Here is a 25,847-nt window from a genome sequence, read left to right on the forward strand (position 1 = left end):
GACCGTCTGCGCAGCCCCGATACCGCGCGAGTATCGTGCCTGATCATGGAGCTGCGCACCCTGCGGTACTTCGTCGCGGTCGCCGAGGAGCTCCACTTCGGCCGAGCCGCGCGACGCCTGCACCTGAGCCAGCCGCCGCTGAGCCGCGCGATCCGGCAGCTGGAGCACGACCTCGGCGTCACGCTGCTGCACCGCTCCCCCGCCGGCGTCGCGCTGACCGACGCGGGCCGCCTCCTGCTCACCGAGGCGAGGGCGTTGCTCGACCACGCCGGACGCATCCGCGCGAAGCTCGCCAGGACCACGATCACCGTCGGCGTGCTCGGCGACCACGCCACGGGCCTCGCCGAGGCGTTCCGGCGCCGGCACCCGCACGTGGAGATCCGCGTCCGCGAGACCGACCTGGCCGACCCGACCTGCGGCCTGCGCACCGGGCAGGTCGACGTCGCCCTGACCCGCGGCCCGTTCGACGAGACCGGCCTGAAGACCCTCGTGCTGCGCGAGGACCCGGTCGGCGCCGTGCTGCGGCGCGACGACCCGCTCGCCGCGCGGGAGCGGATCAGCACCGAGGACCTGGCCGGGCGCGACTGGTTCCAGTTCCCCGACGGCACCGACGAGATCTGGCGGAACTACTGGAACGGCGGGAAGGCGCGCACCGGACCGACCGTCCGGGCGGTGCAGGAGTGCGTGCAGTCGGTGCTGTGGAACGGGTCCGTCGGCCTGGCGCCGCTCGGCCACGACCTGGGCGAGCTCGTCGTGGTGCCGCTGACCGACATGGCACCGAGCCCCGTCGTGGTCGCCTGGGCCGAGGACGACCCGCTGACGCGGGACTTCGTCGAGGCGGCGGCGCTGGTGCACGGGGCCGCGGACCACCCGCGGCGGTAGCCCCACGGAGAACGAAGTCAGCCCAGCGGCAGAGTCACCCGACGACCGAGCCCCCACTCCGCTGCCTCGCTGTCACTGACGACGGCGTACGCGCCGGTGGGAACGTCGTCGAGCCGCGCGACACGTGATGCGGCAGCCAGCAGTTCCTGCTCGTCCGCGCCGGTGACGAAGAAGACGTACTCGTCCCCGGACTCCTCGCCGTCGTCGAAGACCTCGAGCTCGCCGTCTTCCTCCAGTCCGCCCAGGAACTCCTCGATCACGTCGATCCAGGGAAAGGGGTACTCGTCCTCCTCCACGGCCGGCGCCGGTCGCAGGGGCACGTGGATCTCGATGACGACGGTGGCCACGAGATCATCGTCGCAGAGGCGGCGCAGCGGTGACGTCCTCGCGGGGTAGCACCACCGGGCGCGGTTGTCGCTCCCCCGAGGCCACCCCTAACGTAGGCACGAGGACCGTCCCCGCGATCGGTCCCCGATCGGCACGAACCCCACCACGCAGGCTCCTCACCGCGGAAGCCGGCAGGGAAGAGCAGCCCGCATGCACGCCCGCTTCCGCCACCACGCCACGCTGTCCCTGACCGTCCGCACCAGCCACCACAGCTTCGACGACGCGCTGCCCGTGGTGGGGGTGACCGGCGAGATCGACCACCGCAGCGCGCGGCTGGTGGAGGCCGCCGTGCTCGACCAGGTCGCGCTCACGCCGCCGGGCGTGATCGCGGACCTGCGCGCGGTCACGTACCTGGACGCCGCCGGCATCAAGGCGTTGGTCAGCACCGACGAGGTCGCCACCGGCGCGGGGGTCCGGCTGGCGGTGGTGGCCGGACAGGACGCGGTCATGAAGCCCTTGGAGAGCACGGGTTGCGACCTGCTGCTGGACGTCTACGAGGACCTGGCCAACGCGGTGCGCGCACTGATCAGCTAGAACTCACGCCCGGTCGGGACGGCTCACCGTCACCGCGTAGTCGCCGCCCTCGAACGGCCGGCGGTCCCACGTCGCGAACCGCTCGACGAGCGTGAGCCCGGCCTGCGCGCAGTGCTCGTCGTACTGCTCCACCGTGTACCCGCGGTCGAGGCTGAACCCGGCGACCAGCACCTCACCGACGTGCCGGGCGACGCCCGCAACGAGCGCGCCCTGCGTGCCGGGCGGGGTGAACAGCGGCACGTTGCCCGCCATCACGACGACGTCGAACGTCCGGCCCAGGTCGAGCTCGGCCAGGTCGGACCGCACCCAGGTGAGGTCCGGTGCCTGCCGCCGCGCGACGGCCAGCATCGACTCGTCGAGGTCCGCCCCGACGACCTCGATCCCGTGCCGCGCGAGCTCGATGCCGACCCGGCCGGTGCCACACCCGGCGTCCAGGACCGACGCCGGTTCGAACGCGCGCACGAACGTCGCCTCGCCGTGCACGTCCACCCCGGACGCGGCGAGCGAGTCGAACCTGCGCTGGTACTCCGCCCCGTTCCACACGGTCCGCATCATAGAACCGAAGATCGGCGGATACCGGACGTGTGGGAGCGCTGCCAAGGTCGAGGACATGACGCGCTTTCTGCTGGCGGTGGCGTTGCTCGTGACGGCGGCCTCCCCCGCGCAGGCCGCACCCGCGCGGTGGGTCGGCACCTGGGCGGCCGCGCCGTCCTCCGCGGTCCCCGGCACCGAGAACGGCTACCCGAACTTCTCGATCCGCAACATCGTGCACGTCAGCGCCGGGGGCAAGGAGATCCGCGTGCGGCTCTCCAACGCCTACGGCCGCACCCCGGTCGTGTTCGGCCGGGTCACGGTGGCGCGCGCCGCCGGTCCCGACACGCCCCTCGCGCTGCCCGGCACGATGCGCACGCTGACGTTCGGCGGCGCGCAGTCGATCACCGCCCCGCCCGGCGCCGACGTGGTGAGCGACGGCGTGGCGCTGAGCGTTCCCGCCGACTCGGACCTGCTGGTGAGCGTCTTCACCCCGTCGCCGGGCGGCCCGGTCACGCACCACAACCTCGCGATGCAGAACTCGTACTTCACCCGCGACGGCGACCACACGGCCGACGAGTCCGCCGTCGCCTACCGCGAACGCACCACGAACTGGCACTACGTCTCCGGCGTCGACGTCCGCTCCTCCACCCTGAAGGGCAGCGTCGTCGCGCTCGGCGACTCGATCACCGACGGCGCGAACTCCACCTGGGGCGCCAACCTGCGCTGGCCGGACCAGCTCGCCGACCGCGTGAACACCCGCCTGGGCGTGCTGAACGCGGGCATCAGCGGCAACCGCCTGCTGCTCGACGGCGACTGGGCCGGCCCCAACGCCCTGGCCAGGCTGAACCGCGACGTGCTCACGCAGTCCGGCGTGCGCACGGTCATCGTCTTCGAGGGCATCAACGACATCCAGCAGACGCCGCACGAGACGGACCCGGCCAAGATCATCGCCGCGCTCCGCCAGATCGCCCAGCGCGCGCACGACCGGGGCCTGCGCGTGGTCGGCGCGACCATCACCCCGTTCAAGGGCTGGAACAGCTACACCCCCGAGCTGGAGCAGGTGCGGCAGGCCGTGAACGCGTTCATCCGGGGCAGTGCCGACTTCGACGCCGTGGTGGACTTCGACGCCGTGATCCGGGACCCGTCCGACCCGCAGCGGATCAGGCCGGACTACGACCAGGGCGACCACCTGCACCCCGGTGACAAGGGCTTCGAGGCGATGGCGAAGGCGGTGCGGATCGCCACGCTCTGACCGCTGCTCCGGCAGGACGACCGGCTCGGCCGTGAGCCGTCGATCGTGCTCCAGCACACGATCGGGCGACCGGGGGTTTACCCGTCCCCCGCTCCCGGCAATTCGGCGGAGATCACCACGAACCACCAGCAGGGGGTCCACGCATGCGTCTCACGATCGTCGCCGCCGTCCTCGCGGTCGGCGCCACGGCCTGCGGGTCGTCCGACCCGGCACCGCAGGGCCAGGCGGCCACCACGGCTCCGTCCACCGGGACCAGCGGCTCGGCCGCGTCGAGCGACAAGCAGCAGCCCGCGGTGAAGGCCGAGCTGACCATGCAGGGCAAGCCGGGCCTCGGCCTGCTCGCCGCGACGAACCAGGGCACCGCGCCGATCACGTTCCAGGGCTGGCCGAAGCTCGCCTTCACCAACCCGGCCGGCGAGCCGGCCGCGATCCCGGTGGAGCAGGAGCTGGTGCCGGGCGAGGGCCCGTCGATCACGCTGCAGCCGGGCCAGACGGCGTTCGCCGGCGTGCAGCTCGACGTGGACGGCGACGCGAACTCGTTCGCCGTCAACGAGATCACCGCCGAGCTGCCCGGCATGGTGCCGGTCAAGGTGACGGTCATCGGGACGGACGGCCAGCCGGTCGCGGACCTGACCAAGCTCAAGGTGAGCGAGGCGAAGGTCGGCACGATGCAGCCGGCCACCCAGGGCGTCCTGGTGTTCGACTGACGCCGATTCCACTTGGCGCAGAAAGGAATTCCGAGTAACGCCCGCCGGGGCGGCGGCGAAGTCCCAAGCACGCCGCCACGGAGGACACATGGGTCTCTTCAGCTCGACGCCCGATCTCATGCCCGCCGTCCACACCGCACTCGTCAACGACGACAGGTACGGACGCCGCATCCTCGCCCGCGAGCAGGAAGCCCTGCTGAACCACCTCGGTGACCACGAACGACTCGTCGCGGCGGGCGTCGACGTCGCCGGCAACTCGGGTGTCACCGCGGTGACGACGAGCCGGGTGTTCCAGCTCAAGCGCGGCAGGGTGACCGCAGAGGCGGCCGCCGCGCAGATCCGCGGCACGGAGATGTTCCTGCGTCCCAACGGGAACTACTTCGTCTCCGTCGAGGGCACCGGCCTGCACGTCATCACGTTCCTGCGCAAGGAGGAAGCCGATCGGCTGTGCCGCGCGGTGGACTCCTACCTCGTCGGGAAACCGCCGGGCGAACGGGACATCCCGATCCTGTTCCCGGACTTCTACCTGGGCATCCTGCGCGACACCGGCAAACCGGAGACGGCGGAGAACGTCGTCGAGCTGGTCGACCGCACCCGGCGCGCCGTGGTCGGCGGCGGCGCCCTGCCGTTCTTCGAGCAGACCGGTGACGAGCGGGCGCGGGCGCGGTTCCACGACCGGTTCCTGGTGGACCGCGGGCAGGACGGCGAGACCCTGCTGCGGATGCCCGACGAGATGATCGACTTCCTCTGGGAGTGGAACCCGTTCTGCCACGACGCTCTGCGGCGCATGGTCGCGCGGTTCCACGAGCACATGACCGGGCCGCACAGCTTCCTGTGGACGTGCGGGGACGAGCTGCCCCGCTGGGACGACGAGGACTGAGGTGTTCGAGGACCCGGTGGTGGCCGAGGCGGAACGCCTGCTGGACCACGCCCGGTACACCCACGACTTCGCGGCGCTCGACCGGGCGCGCGACCTCCTCGATCGGGAGATCGCCGCCATGGCGCCCGGTGACCGCTACCGCAGCGAGCGCCTGAGCACCCTGGGCATGGTGCTCCGCGAACTGAGCGGCTGCACCGGCCGCAAAGACGTGCTGGACCAGGCCGTGCACGTCCTCACCCAGGCGGCGGAGTGCCCCGGCGCACCGCTCGGCGCCGTCGTCGTCGCGCGGACGAACCTGGGCAACGTGCTGCTGGACAGGTACGACGCCGCGCGCAACGCCACCGACCTCGACGCCGCCGAAGACACGTACCGCAGAGCGCTCGGGCTGTTTCCCGACTGCCAGCTCGCGCTCGCGGGACTCGCCATGACGGTCAAGGCGCGGTACGACCTGACCGGCCTGGAGTCCTATGTGGATGAAGAGGTCGCGCTGTGCCGGCTGGCGGTCGCCGCCCCCGCCGCCGAGCCGGCGGACCTCGCGAACGTCCTGGGCACGCTCAGCTCCGCGCTGGTCCTCCAGCACCAGCTGCAGGGCGGGCTCCCGCTGCTGGAGGAGGCGGTCCGCACGGCTGCGGCCGCGGCGCGCTGCGACCAGGGCTCGCTCGAGAACCGCGCGGCGAGCTGCACCAACTGGGGCACCGCGCTCGTGGAGCTGTACTCGGAGACCGCCGACGAGACGGTGCTGGCGGAGGCCGAGCAGGCGTTCCGGAAGTCCCTCGCACTGCTGCCCGAACGCCACCGGCTGCGACCTGGAGCGCTGGTCGGGCTGAGCAACGTGGTGGGCCACCGCTTCGGCCGGTCCGGCGACCTGGCCGACCTCGACTCCGCCATCGCGCTGGCCACCGAGGCGCTCGGCCTGGTCGCGCCCGGCTCGGTCGACCACGGCGGCTGCCTGCACGCGCTCGGAATCGTGCTGTACCAGCGCTACGAGATCACCGGTGCCCCGGCGACGCTCGACGCCGTCATCGACGTGCTGGCGCGCGGCGCCGACGCGCTGCCCGACACCGACTCGTTCAAGCCGGCCGTGCTGACCGCGCTGGGCGGGCACCTGGTCGCACGCGCGGACGTCCGCTTCGAGCAACAACGGGCCGAGGACGACCGCCGAGAGGGGCTCCAGCACCTGCGCGCGGCCTTGGCGGCGGCGCCGGGCCGGGGTTCGCTGCGACCGATCCTGGTCTCCAACCTGGCGACCGGGCTGCTCGACGTCCACGACGAGGAGCAGGACCCGGCCCTCCTGGACGAGGCGGAACGGATCGCCGGCGCGGAACTGGCCACGCTCGGCCCGCAGGGCCGGGGCCACGACCTGCTGGTGAACGTGCTCGCGACCGCCGCCCTGCGCCGGGTCGAGGCGGGGGCACCGCTCTCCGTCCTCGACCTCACCGAACACCGGGTGCGGGCGCTGCTCGCCGCCACCCCGCGCAACGACCGCGCCAAGGCCGTGTTCCGGCACAAGCTGGCCGAGATCCTCTCCCACCGGCTGGGCGCCACGCCGGACGACGCGGCGCTGGCCGCCGAGCTGCGGGAGCTGTGGCAGGCCATCGCGGCCACCACCGTCACCGCGCCCGGTGTGCGCATCAGCAGGTACGCCGACCTGGGGCGCTCGGACGCCGCCGCGCGGAGGTGGGAGTCGGCCACCGGGCACTACCGCGCGGCCATCGAACTGATCGCCGAGCTCGCCCCGGCCACGTGGCGGCGGTCCGACCGGCTGAGCAAGCTGCCCAGCGTCTTCGCGCTGGCCTCGGAGGCCGCGGCCTGCGCCCTCCGCGCCGGACGGCCGGAGCTCGCCGTGGAGCTGCTGGAGCAGGGCCGGGCGGTGCTGGTCGAGCACCCGCACCTCGACCGGGAGGCGCTGTCGCGGCTGCGGCGGGCGAACCCCGGGCTCGCGTCCGAGTACGCCGCCGTGGTGCACGAGCTCGGCCGGTTCGGTGTCCCGGACGCCGGCGCCCTCGCTCCGGCGCTCGACGCGGAGCACCGCCTCCGGGTGCAGCGCCGGCACACCGCGGTGGTGGGCCGGATCAGGGCGCTGGGCGGCGACTTCGCACGGTTCCTCCTGCCACCGGCGTGCGGGGAGCTGGTGTCGCTGCTCGGCGACCGGCAGGTGGTCGTGCTCAACGTCGCCCGCGCCGGGTCGGACGCCGTCCTGGTGGGCCGCGGGACCGTCCGCGTGGTGCCGTTGCCCGCCTTGACCTTCGAGGCGGTGCTGCGGCAGACGGCGTTGTTCCTCGACTGCCTCGAGACCGACGACCAGCGCGCCGCCCACGCCGTGCTCACCTGGCTGTGGCGCACGGCGGTGCAGCCGGTGCTGACCGAGCTCGGGCTGCCCCTGCCCGACGGCCGGCTCGACCGGATCTGGTGGTGTCCCACCGGGTTCCTGCACTCCCTGCCCCTGCACGCGGCGGGCTGGTACCACGCGGCACCGGGCAGGTGGACGGGCCGGCGCGTGCCTGGTGAGTCCACGATGGACCAGGTCGTCTCGTCCTACACGCCGACGATCCGCATGCTCGTGGACGCGCTCGCCACGCCCGCTCCCCCGGCGGGCGATCCCGCCGTGCTCGCGGTCGGGCTGTCGGTCACGGAGAGCGGGGGTGGCCTCGCCGACGCCCGCGCCGAGGCGCTGGCGGTCGCCGAGGCGGTCGGCGCGGGCACTGTCCTGCTGGACGAGGAGGCGCACCACGCCCGGCTGTGCCGGGAGATCGGCCGGCACCGGTGGGTGCACTTCGCCGGGCACGGCAAGCTCGACGAGGACCGGGCCGACAGCGCGCTGCTGATGCCGTTCGACGACGTCAGCACCGGCCCGCTCACCAGCCTGCAGATCGCCGGTCTCGCCCGCGGGACCGGTGAGCTCGCCTACCTGTCCGCGTGCGACAGCGGGCGCGGGCGGCTCGACCTCGCCGACGAGCCGATCCACGTCGCGGGCGCCTTCCAGCAGGCCGGGTTCCGGTCGGTGGTCTCCACCCGGTGGCCGGTCCCGGACAGCCCCGCCCGCGAGGTCGCCACCCGGTTCTACCGCGCTCTCGTGGCCGATCCGCGCCGCGACTGCGCGGCGGCCCTGCACCACGCGATGTGCGCCGTGCGCAACGGTCGCCGCGGTTCCGACCTCGAACGCCCGGTGTTCTCGTGGGCGGCTTTCATCCACAGTGGACCTCAGGAGGGTCATCGATGACGACGGCACCGGACACGCGGCTCGCCGACCTGGTCGCCCGGTCGGTCCAGTTCTGCCGCGGGTACCTGGAACGGATGTACCCCGGCTGCGTGGGCGACCACCCGTTGAACGTCCTGCCGACCTTCGAGGGGTTCACCGTCCACCACGGCGGCGCGCTGACCCTCGCGTACGTGGAGACGACCGAGGCGCAGCCGGGCAACTGGAGCATGCAGATCTCGACCGGGATCACCGTCGACGCGCCCGAGGTGAGCGAGACCGTCGAGTGGGTCAACGAGCTGAACCGCCCGCTGCGGATCGGCAAGTACTACAGCGCGATCACCCAGGACCGCTCGATGTGCGCCGTCGTCTACGACACGTTCAACCACGGCACGCTGTTCGAGGCGTGGTGGGCGAACCCGGACTCGCCGGCCGTGTCCAGGATCGGCACCTGGGTGCTGAACATGGTCAAGAACAACGTGCAGAGCACGCCGCGGGACTGCGCGCACGCTCACCAGCGGTGGAGCGGCAGGCCGTTCCAGAACACCGACGCGGACAAGATGAAGCTGTTCGCGATCAGCAGCGGATGACCTGCCGTTCCCCGGTCAGCCCTTCATCCACAGGTGCTGCAGGCGCACCTCCCACGGGTGGACGGCCCGGTCCAGGAACATGAGGCTGTCCATCCGGCAGTTGCAGGCGTTGCCCTCGCGGGTGTTCTGCGGGTAGCTGCCCCCGATCTTGAGGCCGCGCGGGTCCGTGGCGGAGGCGAGGTCCGGTTCCGGCTCGCCTTCGAGCCGCCACGGGTCACCGGCCGCGACGTACCTGCCCCGCACCGGTTTCCCGTCGCGGTACAGGGCCATCGCGCCGGTGTCGAAGTCGAACGTGGCCGCGAGGAACACCCATTCGCCCTGCGGCAACAACTCCCGCCAGTCGTCGTCCGCCGCGAACGTCTGCGACTCGCCGCCGTCGAGGCGTCGGGCCAGGGCGACGAGCTTCAGTTCGCCGTCGACCTGGATCAGTTCGAGCAGCGCGCGCACCGCGTGACCGTTGGAGTCGCCGGACAGGACGCCGGCGAGGCCGATGGCGCCGTAGAGGTCGTCCGGGGTCGCGGTGTTCGAGTTCGGGGCCGGGTTCTGGCCCGTCATCTTCACCCAGCCCAGGATCGACGCCTGGCGGGCGCCGTTGAACGCGGTCAGCGTGGGCACGCCGGACTCGCTGTACAGGCCCGCCTTCCAGTCGTCGTTGCCAGTGCTCAGGGGGTTGATCTGCTTGAGCTGCAGCGAGTTGCGGCTGTGGCGGAACGCTCCGTCGCGCACGCGCATGCCGGCGCCGCCGTTGATCAGGTGCAGCCGCGTGCCGGAACGGCCTCGGTCCTGCTCCAGGGCCGGGTCGCCGGGGACCGGGTGGTCGAAGTCGTAGTACGACACCAGATCGTGCTTCAGGCTGGGCAGGACCGTGCCGGACGTGGCCTGGGCCGGTGCGGTCACGCCGGAGCCGAACACCGCCACCAGGGCCAGGACGAGCAGTCGCCTCATCGGATCCCCTTGCCCTGCACGCGCAGGTCGCGCAGCCGGCCGACGTTGTCGAACGAGCCGAAGCCGACGCGACCCGAGGCGAAGGTCGTGTCCACCGCGGTCATCAATGGGTGTGGTGAGTTGTCGACGTAGACGGCGATCTCGCCCGAGTCGGCGCAGTGCTTCACCTTCACGCTGTGCCAGGCGGTGTCGGTGACCGCCGGTGGCGCGCCCACGGACCGTGCCTCGTCCCACTGGTGGTCGAGGCGCAGGCGGTCGGCGTTGTTCACGACGAAGATGCCGTTGTGCGGGTAGATCTTGTTGTCCGACGAGAGGTGCGCGTAGTAGAACTCGGTGTCGGAGCGGTGGCCGAACACGATGATCACGTCCCGGTTGGACTCCGCGACGGGCGTGTCCAGACGCACCTGCGCGTCCACCACGACGGAGCCGAACGCCGGTCCCTTCCGCAGCACCGCGTACTCGAACGGGCGGCGCGGGCCGGGTCGGGCCACACCCGGCCGGGCCAGCACGACCTCGCGGCCGGGGAACTGCCAGAGTTCGGGCGTCACCGGTGCCCAGGAGCTCGCCGCCGTGGCGCCGGAGACGCGGTCGTGGCCCTGGTCGCAGGAGGCGAAGGCGCGGGCGCCCGTGACCTTCCAGACCTTGCCGTTCGCCTTGGCCAGCACGTAAAGCTCGCCGGCGGCGTCCCGGCCGAACCTCAGGTCGACGCGGTTCGGGTCGCCGACGAGGGCCTTCATCGTGGTGAGCTCGCCGTTGGCGTACACCATCAGCTCGCGCGACACGGCCATCGGCCTGCCCGCGCGCATCTCCCGTTCGTCGGCGGAGTATATCAGGCCCTTCACGCCTTCGCCGTAAATGTACTTGCCGCGCAACGAAGGGATCTTGGTGCCGCGGTAGACGAAGCCGCCCATCAACGCGTTGCCGCTGTCCGCGCACGGCCGCTGCGACGAGAGGCGGTTGTGGTCGAACGCCGTGACGGGGTACGTGTACCCGTACTTGGCGTCGTCGGCGGGCAGCGGGAACACCCCGCACGAGGGGTCGCCGCGGCGGTACTCCCAGATGCCCTCGCGTTCGCTCCACCCGAGGTTCGCGCCCTTGCGGACCTCGTAGACCGCGTCGACGGCCTTCTCACCGATGTGGCCCATGAACATCCGGCGCGTGACGTCGTCCCAGCTGAACCGGTACGGGTCGCGCATGCCGTAGGCGTAGATCTCGCCGAGCGCGCCCGCCCTGCCCACGAACGGGTTCGAGCGCGGCACGCCGTACCGCCCGTTCACGCCGTCGGTCCCGGCCGGGTCGACACGCAGGATCTTGCCCTGCGGCAGCGAGAGGTCCTGCGGCACCGTGGTCGAGAAGCCGATGCCCCCGTCCCCGGACGCGATGTAGAGCAGGTGGTGGTCCTCGTCCCACCAGCGCGCCGTCGGGTTGAAGCCGATCTCCTGGAAGCCGTGGATGAACGACGCGAAGCCCACCCGCAGCAGTTCGCGGCGCGTGCCGGCGAAGACGTCCGCGCGCGGGTCGGCCGCGGTCCACTCGGTGATCACGCCGTGCACCTGCGTGTCGGCGGGCGACGGCAGGTCGGGCTTCTTGGCGGTGAGCGCGGACCCGGTCTCGGTGTGCACGGTGTAGAACTTGCCGTTGCGCCGGAAGTCCGGGTGGAACGCGGCGAACCCGAAGCCGCTGCCGAGCCCGCGGTGCGTGTGGAAGTCGGGCCCGACCGCCGCGCCGAGGTCGAGGTAGGCGTGCTGGACACCTTGGTCCAGCAGGTAGAGCGTGCCGTTCATGTCGGGGACGAACAGCCGGCCGGAGCCGTCGGGCAGCTCGCCCAGGTAGTTGATCCTGTTGTACCGCACCAGCCTGGTGTCGGTCGGCGGTGGCACGGGCTGCGACTTCGGCAGCTGCGCCACCTCGGTCAGCTCCAGGCCGACACCGGACGGACCTGGCGTCGGCAGCGGGTCGGCGATCGGCGTGTCGGCCTGGGCCGACGCGATGGGCACGAACAACGCGGAGAGCACGAATGTTGTGACTGCCAAACGAAGCGAGCGTCTGGTCATTCCCCACCACCCTGTGGGCCAGGCCGTGGCAGCACGGCAGCGGAAAGCGCTTTCCAGCGGCGGTTGCAGGGGAACTTACCGAGCTAATAATGCGGTTACAACCCTGCGTCGGGAGGATGGTGGGACGCACGCACCGGAATTTCGGGGGTCGGTGCTGGACCGCGGAGCACGGCGGCCGGGCTCGCGGTGGACAGCGAACCGCCGGCACGACGAACCGGAGTCCTGCGGGCAGCGCGAAACCTCAGGACACCGCCCTGAGTCCCGACAGCCAGCGGACTGCGTGGCCCGGCACCCCGGCCGGGCCACACCGCCACCCTCACTCCTGCCCCGTCGCCGCTCCCAGCAGGTCCCGGATCCGCGCGGTGGCCGCGGCGAACTCCGGCCGGGCCAGCGTCGCCGAGTACTCCCGCTCCCCCGGCAGCTCCACCTCGATCACCTCGTGCACCACGGCCGGCCGCCGCGTCAGCACGACCACCCGGCCGGCCAGGTACACCGACTCCGCGATCGAGTGCGTCACCAGCAGTACCGTCGTCCCGGTCTCGCGCCACACCCGGTGCAGCTCGACGTTCATCTGCTCGCGGGTCAGGGCGTCCAGCGCGCCGAACGGTTCGTCCATCAGCAGCACGCGCGGCTGGTGCAGCAACGCCCGGCACAGCGCCACCCGCTGCTGCATGCCTCCGGACAGCTCGTGCGGCAAGGCGTTCTCGAACCCGGTGAGGCCGGTCATCTCGATGAGCTCGTCGGCCCGCTTGCCCGCCTCCGCGGAGCTCATGCCGCGCATCTCCGCCTGCAGCAGGATGTTGCGGCGTGCCGACCGCCACTCCAGCAACGCGGCCCGCTGGAACACGAACCCGATGTCGTGGCGCGGGCCGTTCACCGGTGAGCCGAGCAGCGTCACCGTGCCCGCCGACGGTGTGAGCAGGCCGGACACCAGCTTCAGCAGCGTCGACTTGCCGCAGCCGGACGGGCCGACGATCGACACGAACTCGCCCGGCGCGACGTCGAGCGAGACCCGCTCGATCGCCGTCACCTCCGTGCGCTTCGACCGGAAGCGCACGGACACGTCGCTGATCCGCACCGCGGAGGTGGTGGTTCCCAGTGTCGCGCTCATCCCTTCGGGGCCACGCTTTCCTCCCAGTACGCCGACGGTTCCGACGCCTCCTTGATGATCCCCGTCTCCTTGAACGTCTCGATGGTCCTCTTCCAGTCGTCGACGGAGTTCACGCCCGGCGCCTTGCCCTTCGTGGCGTCGGTGTGCAGCAACGTGAGCGTGGTCTTGAACTGCTCCAGCACGACGGTCGGCGACGGCAGCTGCTCGGCGGCGCCCTTCATCGACTCGGCCGCGGCCTCCGGTGCCTTCTCGGCCTCGGCCCACGCCTCCTGCGTCGCCGCGACCATCTTCTTCACCAGCTCGGGATCCTTCTGCAGCATGGACTTCGACGTCAGCAGGCCGTTGCTGAAGTAGTTCAGACCGAACTCGGAGAAGCGCAGGTAGCCGACGTCCTTGCCGGCCTTCTCCTTGATGGTCGGTCCCTGGTCGGACGCGAAACCCAGCAGCACGTCGGTGCGGTTGGAGATGACCGCGGCCATCTTGCCCGCGGGGTCGATGTTCTGGACGGAGACGTCGGACTCCCGCATGCCGTTCTGCCTCAGGAAGGCGGGGAACGTCTTCGTCAGCGCGTCGCCCGCCGTCGTGGCGACCGACTTGCCCTTGAGGTCCTCCGGCTTCTTGATGTTCTTCTCGGTGAAGAACTGCACGGACGCCGGGGTGGTCTGCAGGAACACGCCGACGCTCTTCGCGGGCACGCCCTGCTCGACGGCGGTGGCGAGCGCGGAGGTGTCCGCCCAGCCGAAGTCCGTCTGGCCGGCGCCGGTGGCGGTCACCGTCTTGCCGGAGCCCTGGCCCGCCTGGATCTTCAGCTTGATGCCGTGCTTGTCGTAGATGCCCTGCTTCACCCCGTAGTAGAACGGCGCGTGCTCGCCGTACGGGTACCAGTTGAGGGTCAGCGTGACCTCGCGGGCCTCACCGCCGGACCCGGTCGTCGTACCGCCGTCCCCGCCGCAGGCGGCGAGCAGCAGCATCGCGGGAAGCAGTCCTGCGAGCACTCTCTTCATCATCAGCCTTTCGCGAGAAGGGTCGTGACGGCGGCGCCGCGCCTGCTGGAGTGCCACGGCAGCATCAGCTTTTCGGCGAGGTCGAGCAGGAGGAAGAGCAGGACGCCGACGAGCGAGACGACGATCAGGCCCGCGAACAGCATCGGGGTGTCCATGTTGCCGTTGGCCTGCAGGATCACGTACCCGAGGCCTTCGTTGGACCCGACGAACTCGCCCACCACGGCACCGGTCACAGCCAGGGTCACGGCGACCTTCAGGCCCGCGAACAGGTGCGGCAGCGCGGCCGGGAAGCGGATCTTCACGAACGTCTTGAGCGGGCCGCCGCCCATCGTCGCGGCGAGCTCGAGCATCTCCGCGTCGACCGACTTGAGGCCGGTGACCGTGGAGATCACCACCGGGAAGAACGCCATCAGCACGGCCACGATCACCTTGGGCTCGAAGCCGAAGCCGAGCCACACCACGAACAGCGGCGCGATCGCGATCTTCGGGATGACCTGCGCGAACAGCAGGATCGGGTACGCGGTGCTCTCGACCGTGCGCGAGTAGACCATCGCGACGGCCACCAGGACGCCGAGCAGGCCCGCGATCACGAAGCCGAGGATGGTCTCGTAGGTCGTCACCCAGGTGTGGCCCCACAGGTAGGACCACTTGTCGGCCAGCAGCCCGAAGGTCTCGGCGGGCGACGGCACGAGGTAGGCCTCGACCAGTCCGGTCGCGGTGACGAGGTGCCAGAGGGCGAGGCACGCGGCGAGCAACGCGGCGGGACGCCACGCCCGTTCCACGACTCCGCGCCAGCGATCCGCCTGTTCCTTGTCCACGAAGCTCCTTCGGGTCGGAAAGCGCTTTCCAGGTACGCTATGTCCGCTCTACGGGCCGGTCAAGGTGGAGGATCGATGAAGCTGGATCTGACGATCGACCGCGTCGAGGCCTTCGCGGTCGCGCTGCCCACCCTCCGGTCGTTCGGCGTGTCCGGTGGTTCCGTCGCCGTCGCGGGACGTCCGAGCACCCGCGTCCTCGTCAAGGTGAGCGCGGACGGCCTGTGCGGCTGGGGCGAGGCGACGCCCATCCCGGCCTGGACCTACGAGACCGCTGAATCGATTTTCTCCACCATCACGCGCTATCTGGCGCCGGCGATCACCGGGCAGCCCGCGTGGCGGTTCGACGGGATCAGCCGGATCTTCGACCGCACGATCAACCGCGGCTTCTCGATCGGCGCGCCGCTCGCCAAGTCCGCCGTGGACGTGGCGCTGCACGACCTGGTCGGCCGCGCGCTCGGAGTTCCGCTCGGTGTGCTCTGGGGACAGCGCCGGCACGAGGAGGTCGAGCTGGCGTGGATCGTCTCCGGCCAGACGCCCGCCGAGGTGGCCGAGTGCGTGGCCGAAGGCGTCGAGAACGGCTACCGGGCGTTCAAGGTGAAGATCGGGCTGCACGACGAACGCACGGACGTGGGCGTCGTGCGGGCCGTGCGCGAGGCAGCACCCGAAGCACCGCTGTGGGTCGACGCGAACCAGGCCTACACAGTCGACCAGGCAGTGCGGATTGCCAACAACATCAGCGAGTTCGACGTGTTCGCGTTCGAACAACCGCTGCCCGCCAACGACGTCGTGGGCCAACGCCGCCTCCGCACCGCCTCTCCCCTGCCCGTCGCGCTGGACGAGAGCCTGCGCCACCCCAGCGATCTCGCCACGTTCGTGAAGCTGGACGCGGTCGACGTCGCGGTGGCGAAAGTGCAGCGCTCCGGCGGCCTCACGCTCTCGCGGCGGCTCTGCCAGCTCGCCGAGGACTGCGGCGTGCGGCTGCTCGGCTCCGGCCTCACCGACTCCGACGTGGGGCTCGCGGCGTCGCTGCACCTGTTCTCCGCGCACGGGATCGCCGGTCCCGCCGACCTCAACGGGCGTCAGTTCATCGCCTCGCCGTACGCCTCCGGCATCACCGTGGCGAACGGCAGGGCGCAGGTGCCCACGGGACCGGGGCTGGGCGTCGAGGTGGACGAGGCCGCGGTTCAAGCGCTGTCGGTCGAGCTGTAGGTGTTGCCCGCGTGGTCACGGCCGCGGGCGAGGTAGATCCGGTGGCCGTCCGGCCGCAGGAACCGGACCGTCGTCGGCATGTACCGCATGGTGTAGCCGCAGCGCCGCTTCGTGCTGTGGTTCGGCGGGCTGCCGTGCACCAGCATCGCCGAGTGCACGCTGCACGCGCCGCGCTCCAGCTCCACGTCGACCGCGCGTGACTCGTCCACGGCCGTCTCCTGGTTGAAGAACGAGTCGTCGGTGCCGGTGTGCTCGGCGGCCGCGCGGTGACTGCCGGGGATCACGCGCAGGCAGCCGTTCTCCACCGTGGACGGGTCGATCGCGAGCCACACCGTGACCGCGTCACCGGCCGGTGCGATGCTGTCGCGCCAGAAGTGCGCGTCCTGGTGCCACGGCACGGGTTTGCCGTCGCCGGCGGGCTTGCAGATGAAGTGCGACGAGAACAGCGCGATGTCCGGCCCGATCAGCGACTCGACGAGGTCCAGCACGTCCGGGTCGAGCAGCCACTCGAACAGCGCCGGGTCGGTCAGGTGCGGCACGTCCATGTGCTCGGGCCGCTGTCCTTCGGGCAGGGCGGCGAGCTTGGCCTCGAAGTGCGCGGCGAGCGCTTCGAACCTCGCCGGGGCGAGCAGGGTGGAGCGCGTCTCGTAGCCGTCGGTCTGGAACATCGGGTCACCTCACGAGTTGGCCGGTCTCCTCGTCGTAGCGCAGGACGCGGGCGGGCGGGGCGTCCACGGTCACGGTCGTGCCGACGGCGGGTTCGTCGTCCTCGGGCACGACGTAGCCGATCTGGTCGTCGCCGCAGTCGAGCGTCACGAGCGACGTCACGCCGAGGTTCTCCACCACGGACACCTCGCCGGTGAAGAGGCCCTCGGCCGCGGGCGACAGGTACTCCGGCCGCACGCCGATGATCTCCGCGCCGCGCGGCACGAGGTTCATGGGCGTCGAGCCGATGAAGTGCGCGACGAACGTGTCCGCGGGCCGCTGGAACACCTCGCGCGGCGTGCCGAGCTGCCGGATGCGGCCCGCGTCCATCACCGCGATCCGGTCGGCCAGCGCCAGTGCCTCCGCCTGGTCGTGCGTCACGAACACCGTCGTCAGCGCCAGTTCCCGTTGCAGCTTCTTGAGGAACGTCCGCGCCTCCAGCCGCAGCCGGGCGTCCAGGTTGGACAGAGGCTCGTCGAGCAGCAGCACGTCGGCCGAGGCGGCGACGGCGCGGCCCAGCGCGGCCCGTTGCTGCTGGCCGCCCGAGAGCTGGCCTGGCCGCCGGTCGAGCAGCCCGCCCAGGCTGAGCCCGTCGGCGGTGCGGGCGGCCGTCTCCCGTCGCACGGCCTTGGCGGCGCCGCGCACCCGCAGCGGGTAGGCGATGTTCTCGGCCACCGTCATGTGCGGGAACAGCGCGTAGTCCTGGAACACCATCGCCACCCCGCGGTCGCCGGGCTGCAGCCGCGTGACGTCCCTGCCGCCGATGCGCACGGTGCCGCCGGCGGCGGTCTCCAGCCCGGCGATCGTGCGCAGCAGCGTGGTCTTGCCGCAGCCGGACGGGCCGAGCAGGGCGAACAGCTCGCCGTCGGCGATCTCCAGGTCCAGCTCGTCCACCGCCCGCACACCACCCGGGTACACAGTGGACAGACCCTCGACAGTGATGGCCGCCATCAGCTCTTGATGCCTCCGTGGAATCGGAACCCGTACCGCTTGCTCACGACCAGGTACAGCACGACCACCGGGATCGAGTACAGCAGCGAGAACACCGGGATCACCGTCAGGTTGGCGCTGCCGCCCTCGTCGTACAGGGTGCGCAGCAGCACCGCCGCCGGCTGCTGACCGACGTCGCGCAGCAGCAGGAACGGCAGCAGGAAGTTGCCCCAGGCGTTGACGAACGCCCACACGAAGATCGTCGCCACCCCGGGCCGCGCGACCGGCAGCACGACGTGGGCGAGCACCTGCCGGGGCGAGGCGCCGAACACCCGCGCGGACTCCTCGTACGAGCGCGGCACGGCGTCCACGAAGTCCTTGAGGATGAAGATGGCCGCGGGCAGCATGCCGCCCGCGATGACGAGCGCCGTGCCGAACCGCGAGTCGATCAGGCCGAGCTGCAGCATCATCACGAAGATCGGCACCATCGCCGCCGTGCCCGTGACCACGCTCGACAGCAGCAACAGCAGGTACAGCAGCAGGTCCCGGCCGGGAATCCGCACACGGGACAACGCGTACGCCGCCAGCGCCGCGAGGACCGTCGTCACCACGGTCGCGATCACGCACAGCACCACCGAGTTCACCAGCGACGTGAGCGCGTACGGGTGGTCGAACGTCGTCGCGACGTTGCCCAGGGTCCAGTCCGGCCAGCGCAGCCCGAGGCCGGGCTTCTCGTCGAACGGCGCCGAGGCGAGCCACAGCATGGGCACCGCGAAGAACGCCAGCACCACCGACACCAGCACGTAGAAGCCGATCCGCCGGACGATCCACAGTGGACTCACCCGCGCCTCCGCAGGAGCCGCAGGTACACCAGGGCGACCACGAGGTTGCCCACCAGCAACAGCATCGACATCGCGGACGCGTACCCGAGCTGCCCGCCCTCCAGCGCCTGCCGGTAGATGAGCACCGGCAGCACCTCGGACTGGTGGTTCGGCCCGCCGGAGGTCAGCAGGAACGGCGTGAAGTCGTTGGCCGTCCACAGGCTGATCAGCAGCGTGTTCGTCAGCACGTGCCCGCGGATGTGCGGGAACACCACGTCCCGCACGGTCTGCCACCCCGACGCGCCCGCGAGCCGCGCGGTCTCGAGGTGCGAGGGCGGCACCGCCGCGAGCGCCGAGGTGTAGAGCAGCATCGAGAACGCCGTGCCGCGCCAGACGTTGAAGACGATCAGACTGGTCATCGGGTACTCCACCAGCCACGACGTCTGCGGCGAGCCGAACAGGAGCCCCAGCGTGCCGGTGTCGCGGCTCAGCACGGCGAACCACAGGAACGCCACCACCGTGCTCGGCAGGATCCACGACAGCAGCACCAGGCCCTCGGTGGTGCGCCGCAGCCACGGGCTCACCGACCGCAGCAGCCACGCCAGCGCGAACCCGAGCGCGTTCTGCCCGATCACGGCCGAGAACAGCACGAACAACGCGGTCAGCCACACGGAGTTCGTGAACAGCGGGTCGCGCACGGCCTCGACGAGGTTGTCCGCCCCGACCACCCGCGGGTTCGCCGCCGCCGGCCCGGTGAGCTGGTAGTCCGTGATGCCGATGTAGAGCGTCCAGAGCGCGGGGAAAACTAGGAACACCCCGATCAGCACCAGCGCCGGCGCGACGAACCCGACCGCGCGCCGGACGCCCAGCCCCGCGCTATCCAACGTTCTGCTCGCCGACCGCCTTCACCAACGCCTCTCTGTAGGACTTCGCGACGTCGTCGGGACTCTTGCCGGACACCACGTCCGCCGTCGCCTGTTGCAGCGCCGCCGACACCTTCGGGTAGTCGGCGAGACCCGGCCGGTACCGGGTGACCGGCAGGACCTTCTCCGCGACGAACGACAGCATCGGGTCACCGCCGAGCACCTGGTCGTTGACGTCCTGGCGCTGGGTGAGCTGCGCGGTCCCCGCGAGCGACTCCTTGACCGCCTCTGCGGAGTTGAGGAACTGCAGGAACTCCCAGGCCTGGCGCGGGTACCGGGTGTTCGGGTTGATCACCCGCACGCCACCGCCGGACATGCTGACGAACGACCCGGGGTCCTTGGCCGGGATCAGCGCCCAGCCCACCGCCGCGTCCCGGTCCGCCATCTTCGCGACGCCGTTGGCCGGCTCCACCACGGACCGCCAGAAGTAGTCGCTCTCCAGCAGGACGCCGATCCTGTTCTCGCTGAACAGCGTGAACGAGCGCTGCCGGCCGTTGGCCTCCTGCTGCAGCACCGGATCGCCGAGTCCGCCGCCGTAGATGCGCTGGTAGAGCCCGAGCACGTCCCTGATCTGCGGGGTGTCGCCCTGCCACTTCCCGTTGTCGTGGATGGCCTTGCCGGTGCCGGCCAGCGCGGGCAGCACGCCCTGCATGGTGGTGGCCTCGCCCATCGCGGACCCGGCGTTGAGCTGGATCGGCGTGACGCCCGGCAGCGCCTTGAGCCGCGCGCCCGCGTCGAGCACGTCCTGCCACGACCTCGGCTGCCAGTCGGCGGGCAACCCGGCCTGCGCGAAGAGCTTCTTGTTGAAGAACAGCACGCGCCCGTCCGTGCCCATCGGCACGCCGTAGCGCCTGCCCTCGAACTCGCCGAGTCCCTGCACCGCCTTGGGGATCTGGTCCCAGCCGTTCCAGCCGATGTCACCCGCGACCTCGTCGAGCGGCTTGATCAGCCCGGCCTGCGCGAACTCGCCGAGCCAGATGCCGTCGATCTCGACGATGTCGCCGCCACCGCCGGTCTTGAGGTCGAGCGCGACCTTGGTCTTGTAGTCCTCGTCGCCGGTGCCGTTCTGCTCGAACTCGATCGTCGCCGTGACGCCCTTGGCCTTCTGCGCCTCGGTGAACTTCGGGATCACCCAGTTCTGGATCCAGTTCGCCCCGCGCGCGTTCTTCCCGCCCACCGCCGCGTTGGCGACGATCGTCAGCGTGATCTCCTTGGCGTCGGCGTTGCGCGCCTGATCGCCGTTCTGCGTCTGCCCCAGACACCCCGCCAGCACCCCGCACACCGCCAGCAGTCCGAACGCCGTTGTTCGCCCCATCTCCCCAACCTGGCACCGGATCACCGGGCCCACAACCCCTCGCCGCCCGGCACCACCACGGGGCGGCACGAAGGCGTCCGTCCCGCGCGGTGATCGGCGGTATGGTCCAGACCGATGTCTGTCGAGTTCGCGGTGCTCGGTCCCCTGCAGGTCCGCGTCGACGGCAGGGAGCACCGGGTCGGCGGGTTCACCCGCCGCGCCGCGCTGGGTTTCCTGCTGCTCAACGCGGGCCGCGTGGTGTCGATCGGCGAGCTCACCGAGGCGTTGTGGCCGGGCGGTCACCCGGCGACCGCGCGCGGCATCCTGCTCAACGCCGTGTCGGCGTTGCGCAAGGCCGGGCTCGACATCGTCACCCGCAAGCCCGGCTACCTGCTGCGGGTGGAGCCGGACCGGCTCGACCTGCACCGGTTCCGCGCCGCGCTCGGCCGGGCCGCCGCCGCGCACGGCCCGGAGCAGGTCGCGGCGGTCCTGCGGGACGCGCTCGCGTTGTGGCGCGGGCCGGTGCTCGCCGACCTGGTCGCGGACGGGGTCTCCTGGCCGGCGCTCGTGGAGATCACCCAGCTGCGGGACGGCGCGGTCGAGGACCGGTTCGACGCCGAGCTGGCGTGCGGGCGGCACCGCGAGGTGGTCGCCGAGATCGAGGCGCTGGCGGGCGACCAGCCGTTGCGCGAACGGCTCCAGGGCCAGCTGATGCTCGCCCTCTACCGGTGCGGGCGGCAGGCCGACGCGCTCGCGGTCTTCCGGGCGGCGCGGGAGCGGTTCGCCGCCGAGCTCGGCCTCGACCCCGGACCCGAGCTGGTCCGGCTGGAACGCGCGATCCTCACGCAGGACCCGGCGCTCGCGCCGGACCAGGCCCCGGCGCCCGCCATGCTGGAGCGCAAGAAGGTCAGCGTGCTCGTGGTGCGGCTGGAGCTGCCGGGCGAGGACGAGGCGGCCGACGAACGGCTGGAGCACGCGGTGGCCGGGGTGCTCCGGCAGGTCGAGAGCCTGGGTGGCACCGCGGTGTCGACGCTGGGATCGACCGTCTGCACGGCGTTCGGGGCGCCGGTCACCCGCGAGGACGACGCGGCACGGGCGGTGCGCGCGGCGCTCGAGATCACCGGTGCGCACCCGGCCGCGGCCGCCGTCGCCACCGGGCCCGCGCTCGTCACGTCCGGCGACCGGGTCGAGGTCGGCGGCACGGTGCTCGACGCCGGTCTGCGCCTGCTCGCGCAGGCCCGCGCGGGCGAGGTCAGGACCTGCCCGGTGACCGACCGCGCCGTCACGCCCGCCGGGGACGACGCGCCGTTCGTCGGTCGTGGCGCGGAGGTGGCCCGGCTCGTCGCGGCGTACGACGAGGTCAGGGTCTCCAGGAAGCCGCGGCTGATCACCGTGGCCGGCGAACCGGGCGCGGGCAAGAGCAGGCTCGTGCGGGAGTTCGCCACCGGCCGCCGCACGCTCACCGGCCGCACTCCCCCGTTCGCGCGCGACGACGTCTTCGCCCCGCTCGCCGAGATCGTGCGCGGTCACGCCGGGATCCTCGACACCGACACCGCCGAGGAGGTCACCGCCAAGATCCGCGCGATCGGCGACGACCCGTGGCTCGTCACCCAGCTCTGCGCGCTCGTCGGCGTCGGCCCGCAGGGCAGCGACGTGCTGATGGCGTGGCGCAGGCTGGTCGAGCACCTCGCCGAGGAACCGCTGGTGGTCGTCGTCGAGGACGTGCACTGGGCGGACGAGCTGCTGCTCGGCTTTCTCGGCGACCTCGCCGACACCGCGGACGACGTGCCGTTGCTCGTGCTGCTCACCACCCGCTCCGCACCGCCGGTCCGCGGCGAGTCGATCACTCTGAGCCCACTGTCCGAAGAGGACACCCGCGTGCTGCTGGAGGAGTTGCTGCGCCGCCACGACGTGACCGCCGACCTGCCGGCACTGCTGCGGCGCGCGGCCGGCAACCCGCTCTTCGCCGGGGAGTACGTCCGCATGCTGCGCGACGGCGCGCCGGACGCGTTGCCCGAGACGGTGCAGAACGTCATCGGCGCACGGCTCGACTCGGTGCCGCGGAAGGAGAGGTCGGTGCTGCAGGACGCGGCGGTCATCGGTCAGCGGGTCTGGCCGGGTGTGGTCGCGGCCGTCGCCGAACGGGACGTCGCCGAGGTCGGCCGCTGCCTCGAAGTGCTGGCACAGCGCGACTTCCTGCGGCGGCAGAGCACGAGCACCGTCGTCGGCGAGGTCGAGTACGCGTTCAGCCACGTGCTGGTCCGCGACGTCGCCTACGACCGCGTGCCGCGCGGCACCAAGGCGATGAAGCACTACCACGCGGCCGAGTGGGTGCGGGCGTTGCCGCTGGAGCACGTTCCCCTGCTGGCGCACCACTTCCAGGAGGCCGTGTGGATCGCCGAAGCCTCCGGACGGCCGTGCGACATCATGGGCCGCAAGGCGCGCACGGCTCTCACCGACGCCGGTCGCCGCGCCACCGCGCTGGCCGCGAAGGACACTGCGATCCGCTGCTACCGCGCGGCACTGGCGGTCTGCCCGCCCGGCCACCCGGACCGGGCCGAGCTGCTGACGCTGCTGGGGTCGAGCCTCGCCCTGACCGGCGACGGGCTGGAGGAACTGGCCGAGGCCGTCGAACTCCACCGCGCCGCCCACGACTTCACGGGTGCGGCACGGGCGGCACGCGCGTCGTGGCGGGCGGTGTGGCAGCGGGGCGACCACGCCGAGGCGGAACGGCACCTCGACCGCGCGGCCGAGTTCCTCGCGCTCGCCGGTCCGGCGCACGACGTGCAGGCGTACCTCGCCCACTCCCTGACGCTCGTGGACCGGTTGCCCGAGGCGGTCACCGCGGCGCGGGAGGCGTTGCGCGGCGCCACCGGCGTCGACCGGGCCGTCGCACTGGAGGCGCTGGGCCTCGCGAGGGTCAAGCTGGGCGACCCGGACGGCATCGCCGACATGCGCCGTGCCGTGGACGAACGCGTGAAGGCAGGCGTCTCCACGGGTCTGTGCCTGTTCAACCTGAGCACCGCCCACACCGTGCTAGGCGACACGAAGACACGCCTCGCGGTCCGGGCCGAGGCACGGGCGTCGGCCCGCCGGCACGGTGACGACGACACGATCGCCTGGCTCGACTCGTCCCGGTACCTGGAGCTGTTCTGGGACGGGCGGTACCCCGAGGCGCTGGAGGTGCTGGACGAGACGATCGCCCGCTCGCCCGGCCAGTCCCCGCTGCACACCGTCCGCGGCCGCGCCCGGCTGCTGACCGGTGACCTCCGCGGTGCCGCCGAGGACGCCGCGCACTCGCCGGTCCTCGCGGGCCACCTCGCACTGCTGCGCGGCGACCCGGTCGAGGCCGCCGATCTGCTTCCGTGCCACCAGGTCGCCGCCACGGCCGGGGCGAGCCTGCCGCTCGTCCTCGCCGCCGCGGGACTCGGCCCCGAGTGCCTCGCCGAGGCGCCGTGGTCGCGCTGGAAGGACGCCGCTGTCGCCTTCCTCGGCGGCGACGTGGAACGGGCGCGGGCGATCTACCGGGAGATCGGGTCGACGCCGGACGATGAGTCGCTGGTTATCGGCGGCCCCTAGCGTCCGGAGCGTGATCCCCCGCTACTACCAGGCGAAAGCGCGGCTGCTCGACCTGCTCGGCGACCTGCCGGGCAACAGCGCGTTCCCGCCGGAGCGCGAGCTCTCCGACGTGTTCGGCATGTCCCGCACCACGATCCGCAAGGCGCTGGAGGAGCTCGTGCTGGAGGGCCGGCTCGTCCGGGGGACGGGCCGCCAGGGCACCTTCGTCGCCCCGCGCGGGAAGGTCTGCCGGATCGGCCTCGACGCGCTGGTGCGGGACCTCGCCGACCGCGACCGCGCCGTCGTGCGGACCTCCGGGGACCTGGTCACCGTCGAGGCGGTCCTCGTCCGCGGCGACGAGCCGGTCGGCGTGCGCTCGGCGTACCTGCGGGCCGACCGGTTCCCCGGCTTCGCGCAGCGGTACGACGACACGCCGTTGCGGGCGTTCCTCGCCACCGCCTACGACGTCCGGTTCCGCGAGCCGGACCCGTCGTGCACCACCGCCCGCGCGACCCCGCGCGTCGCCGGGCTGCTCGGCGTCCGGCCCGCCACCCCGGTGCTGGCGGTCTCGTGGCTCGGCACGGACCTGCGCGGGGTGGCGGTCGAACGGTCGTGGGTCGTCCTGCGCGGCGACCGCGCCCGCCTCGGGCTCAGCGCACCTGCTCGGCCTTGAACTGCATCCGCGGCGTCGCGTAGAACTCCTGCGCCTGCACCAGCCGCAGCTCGCGCTCGCCGGAGCGGTAGGTCAGGTCGATCAGGTCGAAGACGCTCGACGCGGTGCGCTCCAGCGCCAGCGCCGCGTCCTTCGTCTGCACGAAGTGGGCGGTGAACAGCGCGGCCGTCACGTCGCCGGACCCGTTCGCCTTGAACGGCAGGTGCGGCGTGCTCACGAGCCACGACCCGGAGGTGTCCACGACGAGCATCTCGATCGTGCCCTCCTCGCGGTCGGGCCGCTCGACGCTCGTGACCAGCACGGTCGATGGGCCCATCGCGCGGGCGAGGTCGGCTGAGGCCAGCGTCTCCTCGACGGTCGCGGGCTCGGTGCCGGTGAGGAAGCCCAGCTCGAACTGGTTCGGGGTGATGATGTCGGCCACCGGCACGACCCGGTCGCGCAGCAGCACGGGGATCTCGGGCGCGACGAAGCACCCGGACTTGGCGTTGCCCATCACCGGGTCGCACGCGTAGAGCGCGTCCGGGTTCGCGGCCTTCACCCTGCCGACCGCGTCGATGATCACGTCGGCGATGCCCGTGCCGCCCTGGTAGCCCGACAGCACGGCGTCGACCTGCGGGAAGACTCCGCGTTCCTCCACCCCGAGCAGGATCTCGGCCACCTCCGACGGCGGCAGCAGCGGACCGCGCCACGCGCCGTACCCGGTGTGGTTGGAGAAGTTCACCGTGGGGATCGGGACGACCTCGACCCCGATGCGCTGCAGCGGGAACACGGCGGCGGAGTTGCCGACGTGGCCGTGGGCGACGACCGACTGGATGGACAGAACCTTCATCCGCCCACCCT

The 25,847-nt window shown here is 71.9% G+C and carries 23 protein-coding genes; 10 read left to right on the top strand and 13 right to left on the bottom strand.

The features are described 5' to 3' along the window. Positions 1-45 precede the first annotated feature (45 nt). On the top strand, positions 46-882 hold the full coding sequence (locus tag ABZX02_RS10690; RefSeq protein ID WP_355296951.1) for a LysR substrate-binding domain-containing protein: 837 nt from the start codon (positions 46-48) through the stop codon (positions 880-882). Positions 883-899: 17 nt separating this feature from the next. On the opposite strand, the gene ABZX02_RS10695 is transcribed toward ABZX02_RS10690, so the two are convergent. After that, complete coding sequence (locus ABZX02_RS10695) at positions 900-1,229, bottom strand: hypothetical protein (protein ID WP_355296953.1); 330 nt, start codon at positions 1,227-1,229, stop codon at positions 900-902. Between the two features lie 190 nt (positions 1,230-1,419). On the opposite strand from ABZX02_RS10695, the gene ABZX02_RS10700 reads away from it, so the two are divergent. Then, positions 1,420-1,803, top strand: coding sequence for an STAS domain-containing protein (locus tag ABZX02_RS10700; RefSeq protein ID WP_355296954.1), 384 nt, complete (start codon positions 1,420-1,422; stop codon positions 1,801-1,803). 3 nt (positions 1,804-1,806) lie between these two features. On the opposite strand, the gene ABZX02_RS10705 is transcribed toward ABZX02_RS10700, so the two are convergent. Further along, positions 1,807-2,355 carry a class I SAM-dependent methyltransferase gene (locus ABZX02_RS10705; RefSeq protein WP_355297587.1) on the bottom strand — a complete coding sequence of 183 codons (549 nt, stop codon included), beginning with the start codon at positions 2,353-2,355 and terminating at the stop codon, positions 1,807-1,809. A gap of 58 nt (positions 2,356-2,413) precedes the next feature. Here ABZX02_RS10705 and ABZX02_RS10710 point away from each other — a divergent pair, with 58 nt between their 5' ends. The 5 genes from ABZX02_RS10710 (at position 2,414) to ABZX02_RS10730 (ending at position 8,962) form a co-directional block, all read left to right on the top strand. Then, positions 2,414-3,589 (top strand): SGNH/GDSL hydrolase family protein, encoded by a 1,176-nt coding sequence (locus tag ABZX02_RS10710; RefSeq protein ID WP_355296956.1) that lies wholly within the window; start codon positions 2,414-2,416, stop codon positions 3,587-3,589. A 143-nt stretch (positions 3,590-3,732) separates the two neighbouring features. After that, positions 3,733-4,296, top strand: coding sequence for a DUF4232 domain-containing protein (locus ABZX02_RS10715; protein ID WP_355296958.1), 564 nt, complete (start codon positions 3,733-3,735; stop codon positions 4,294-4,296). A gap of 88 nt (positions 4,297-4,384) precedes the next feature. Further along, complete coding sequence (locus tag ABZX02_RS10720) at positions 4,385-5,176, top strand: hypothetical protein (RefSeq protein WP_355296959.1); 792 nt, start codon at positions 4,385-4,387, stop codon at positions 5,174-5,176. 1 nt (position 5,177) lies between these two features. Next, positions 5,178-8,396: a CHAT domain-containing protein gene (locus ABZX02_RS10725; protein ID WP_355296960.1), complete on the top strand. Its 3,219-nt coding sequence runs from the start codon at positions 5,178-5,180 to the stop codon at positions 8,394-8,396. Continuing rightward, positions 8,393-8,962, top strand: coding sequence for a hypothetical protein (locus tag ABZX02_RS10730; protein ID WP_355296961.1), 570 nt, complete (start codon positions 8,393-8,395; stop codon positions 8,960-8,962). The genes ABZX02_RS10725 and ABZX02_RS10730 overlap by 4 nt, the downstream gene beginning before the upstream one ends. Before the next feature lie 15 nt (positions 8,963-8,977). Here the strand turns inward: ABZX02_RS10730 and ABZX02_RS10735 are convergent, their stop codons facing one another. From ABZX02_RS10735 to ABZX02_RS10755, 5 genes are all read right to left on the bottom strand, one after another. Then, positions 8,978-9,907 carry a hypothetical protein gene (locus tag ABZX02_RS10735; protein WP_355296963.1) on the bottom strand — a complete coding sequence of 310 codons (930 nt, stop codon included), beginning with the start codon at positions 9,905-9,907 and terminating at the stop codon, positions 8,978-8,980. Further along, entirely contained in the window at positions 9,904-11,940 is a 2,037-nt protein-coding gene (locus ABZX02_RS10740) for a PQQ-dependent sugar dehydrogenase (protein ID WP_355296964.1), read from the bottom strand. The genes ABZX02_RS10735 and ABZX02_RS10740 overlap by 4 nt, the downstream gene beginning before the upstream one ends. Positions 11,941-12,277: 337 nt before the next feature. Further along, complete coding sequence (locus ABZX02_RS10745; RefSeq protein WP_355296966.1) at positions 12,278-13,072, bottom strand: ABC transporter ATP-binding protein; 795 nt, start codon at positions 13,070-13,072, stop codon at positions 12,278-12,280. Further along, positions 13,069-14,076 carry an ABC transporter substrate-binding protein gene (locus tag ABZX02_RS10750; protein ID WP_355297589.1) on the bottom strand — a complete coding sequence of 336 codons (1,008 nt, stop codon included), beginning with the start codon at positions 14,074-14,076 and terminating at the stop codon, positions 13,069-13,071. Before ABZX02_RS10750 ends, ABZX02_RS10745 begins: the two co-directional genes overlap by 4 nt. 2 nt (positions 14,077-14,078) lie before the next feature. After that, entirely contained in the window at positions 14,079-14,894 is an 816-nt protein-coding gene (locus ABZX02_RS10755) for an ABC transporter permease (protein ID WP_355296967.1), read from the bottom strand. A 75-nt stretch (positions 14,895-14,969) separates the two neighbouring features. Between ABZX02_RS10755 and ABZX02_RS10760 the strand changes: the two genes are divergently transcribed. Continuing rightward, complete coding sequence (locus tag ABZX02_RS10760; RefSeq protein ID WP_355296968.1) at positions 14,970-16,103, top strand: enolase C-terminal domain-like protein; 1,134 nt, start codon at positions 14,970-14,972, stop codon at positions 16,101-16,103. Here the strand turns inward: ABZX02_RS10760 and ABZX02_RS10765 are convergent. From ABZX02_RS10765 to ABZX02_RS10785, 5 genes are read right to left on the bottom strand one after another with little or no spacing between them, the layout of a single operon-like run. Beyond that, positions 16,079-16,771, bottom strand: coding sequence for a phytanoyl-CoA dioxygenase family protein (locus ABZX02_RS10765; RefSeq protein ID WP_355296970.1), 693 nt, complete (start codon positions 16,769-16,771; stop codon positions 16,079-16,081). The genes ABZX02_RS10760 and ABZX02_RS10765 overlap by 25 nt on opposite strands. Positions 16,772-16,775: 4 nt before the next feature. Continuing rightward, entirely contained in the window at positions 16,776-17,759 is a 984-nt protein-coding gene (locus ABZX02_RS10770; protein ID WP_355296972.1) for an ABC transporter ATP-binding protein, read from the bottom strand. Then, on the bottom strand, positions 17,759-18,580 hold the full coding sequence (locus ABZX02_RS10775; protein ID WP_355296974.1) for a carbohydrate ABC transporter permease: 822 nt from the start codon (positions 18,578-18,580) through the stop codon (positions 17,759-17,761). The genes ABZX02_RS10770 and ABZX02_RS10775 overlap by 1 nt, the downstream gene beginning before the upstream one ends. Continuing rightward, positions 18,577-19,443: a sugar ABC transporter permease gene (locus tag ABZX02_RS10780; protein WP_355296976.1), complete on the bottom strand. Its 867-nt coding sequence runs from the start codon at positions 19,441-19,443 to the stop codon at positions 18,577-18,579. The genes ABZX02_RS10775 and ABZX02_RS10780 overlap by 4 nt, the downstream gene beginning before the upstream one ends. Beyond that, positions 19,436-20,797 carry an extracellular solute-binding protein gene (locus ABZX02_RS10785; RefSeq protein WP_355296978.1) on the bottom strand — a complete coding sequence of 454 codons (1,362 nt, stop codon included), beginning with the start codon at positions 20,795-20,797 and terminating at the stop codon, positions 19,436-19,438. The genes ABZX02_RS10780 and ABZX02_RS10785 overlap by 8 nt, the downstream gene beginning before the upstream one ends. A 114-nt stretch (positions 20,798-20,911) precedes the next feature. Here ABZX02_RS10785 and ABZX02_RS10790 point away from each other — a divergent pair, with 114 nt between their 5' ends. Both ABZX02_RS10790 and ABZX02_RS10795 read left to right on the top strand, forming a co-directional pair. Then, a complete protein-coding gene (locus ABZX02_RS10790) occupies positions 20,912-24,355 on the top strand; it encodes a BTAD domain-containing putative transcriptional regulator (protein ID WP_355296980.1) in 3,444 nt (1,147 codons plus the stop codon). A 10-nt stretch (positions 24,356-24,365) separates the two neighbouring features. Beyond that, entirely contained in the window at positions 24,366-25,007 is a 642-nt protein-coding gene (locus ABZX02_RS10795) for a GntR family transcriptional regulator (RefSeq protein WP_355296982.1), read from the top strand. Here ABZX02_RS10795 and pdxY read toward each other — a convergent pair. Beyond that, the gene (gene pdxY, locus ABZX02_RS10800) at positions 24,985-25,836 is read right to left on the bottom strand and encodes a pyridoxal kinase PdxY (protein WP_355296984.1); all 852 of its coding nucleotides are present in this window, start codon (positions 25,834-25,836) and stop codon (positions 24,985-24,987) included. The two genes, ABZX02_RS10795 and pdxY, sit on opposite strands and share 23 nt — an antisense overlap. Between the last annotated feature and the right edge of the window lie 11 nt (positions 25,837-25,847).

The organism is Lentzea sp. NPDC003310 (assembly GCF_040610935.1).
In the GTDB taxonomy this organism is placed as follows: domain Bacteria; phylum Actinomycetota; class Actinomycetes; order Mycobacteriales; family Pseudonocardiaceae; genus Lentzea.

Excerpts from the sequence above, each read along its gene's own strand:
- ABZX02_RS10710 (WP_355296956.1), top strand. The coding sequence starts at position 2,414 with ATGACGCGCTTTCTGCTGGCGGTGGCGTTGCTCGTGACGGCGGCCTCC.
- ABZX02_RS10715 (WP_355296958.1), top strand. The coding sequence starts at position 3,733 with ATGCGTCTCACGATCGTCGCCGCCGTCCTCGCGGTCGGCGCCACGGCC.
- ABZX02_RS10730 (WP_355296961.1), top strand. The coding sequence starts at position 8,393 with ATGACGACGGCACCGGACACGCGGCTCGCCGACCTGGTCGCCCGGTCG.
- ABZX02_RS10760 (WP_355296968.1), top strand. The coding sequence starts at position 14,970 with ATGAAGCTGGATCTGACGATCGACCGCGTCGAGGCCTTCGCGGTCGCG.
- ABZX02_RS10705 (WP_355297587.1), bottom strand. The coding sequence starts at position 2,355 with ATGCGGACCGTGTGGAACGGGGCGGAGTACCAGCGCAGGTTCGACTCG.
- pdxY (WP_355296984.1), bottom strand. The coding sequence starts at position 25,836 with ATGAAGGTTCTGTCCATCCAGTCGGTCGTCGCCCACGGCCACGTCGGC.
- ABZX02_RS10790 (WP_355296980.1), top strand. The coding sequence starts at position 20,912 with ATGTCTGTCGAGTTCGCGGTGCTCGGTCCCCTGCAGGTCCGCGTCGAC.
- ABZX02_RS10765 (WP_355296970.1), bottom strand. The coding sequence starts at position 16,771 with ATGTTCCAGACCGACGGCTACGAGACGCGCTCCACCCTGCTCGCCCCG.
- ABZX02_RS10750 (WP_355297589.1), bottom strand. The coding sequence starts at position 14,076 with ATGAAGAGAGTGCTCGCAGGACTGCTTCCCGCGATGCTGCTGCTCGCC.
- ABZX02_RS10735 (WP_355296963.1), bottom strand. The coding sequence starts at position 9,907 with ATGAGGCGACTGCTCGTCCTGGCCCTGGTGGCGGTGTTCGGCTCCGGC.
- ABZX02_RS10720 (WP_355296959.1), top strand. The coding sequence starts at position 4,385 with ATGGGTCTCTTCAGCTCGACGCCCGATCTCATGCCCGCCGTCCACACC.
- ABZX02_RS10785 (WP_355296978.1), bottom strand. The coding sequence starts at position 20,797 with ATGGGGCGAACAACGGCGTTCGGACTGCTGGCGGTGTGCGGGGTGCTG.
- ABZX02_RS10700 (WP_355296954.1), top strand. The coding sequence starts at position 1,420 with ATGCACGCCCGCTTCCGCCACCACGCCACGCTGTCCCTGACCGTCCGC.
- ABZX02_RS10745 (WP_355296966.1), bottom strand. The coding sequence starts at position 13,072 with ATGAGCGCGACACTGGGAACCACCACCTCCGCGGTGCGGATCAGCGAC.
- ABZX02_RS10690 (WP_355296951.1), top strand. The coding sequence starts at position 46 with ATGGAGCTGCGCACCCTGCGGTACTTCGTCGCGGTCGCCGAGGAGCTC.
- ABZX02_RS10770 (WP_355296972.1), bottom strand. The coding sequence starts at position 17,759 with ATGGCGGCCATCACTGTCGAGGGTCTGTCCACTGTGTACCCGGGTGGT.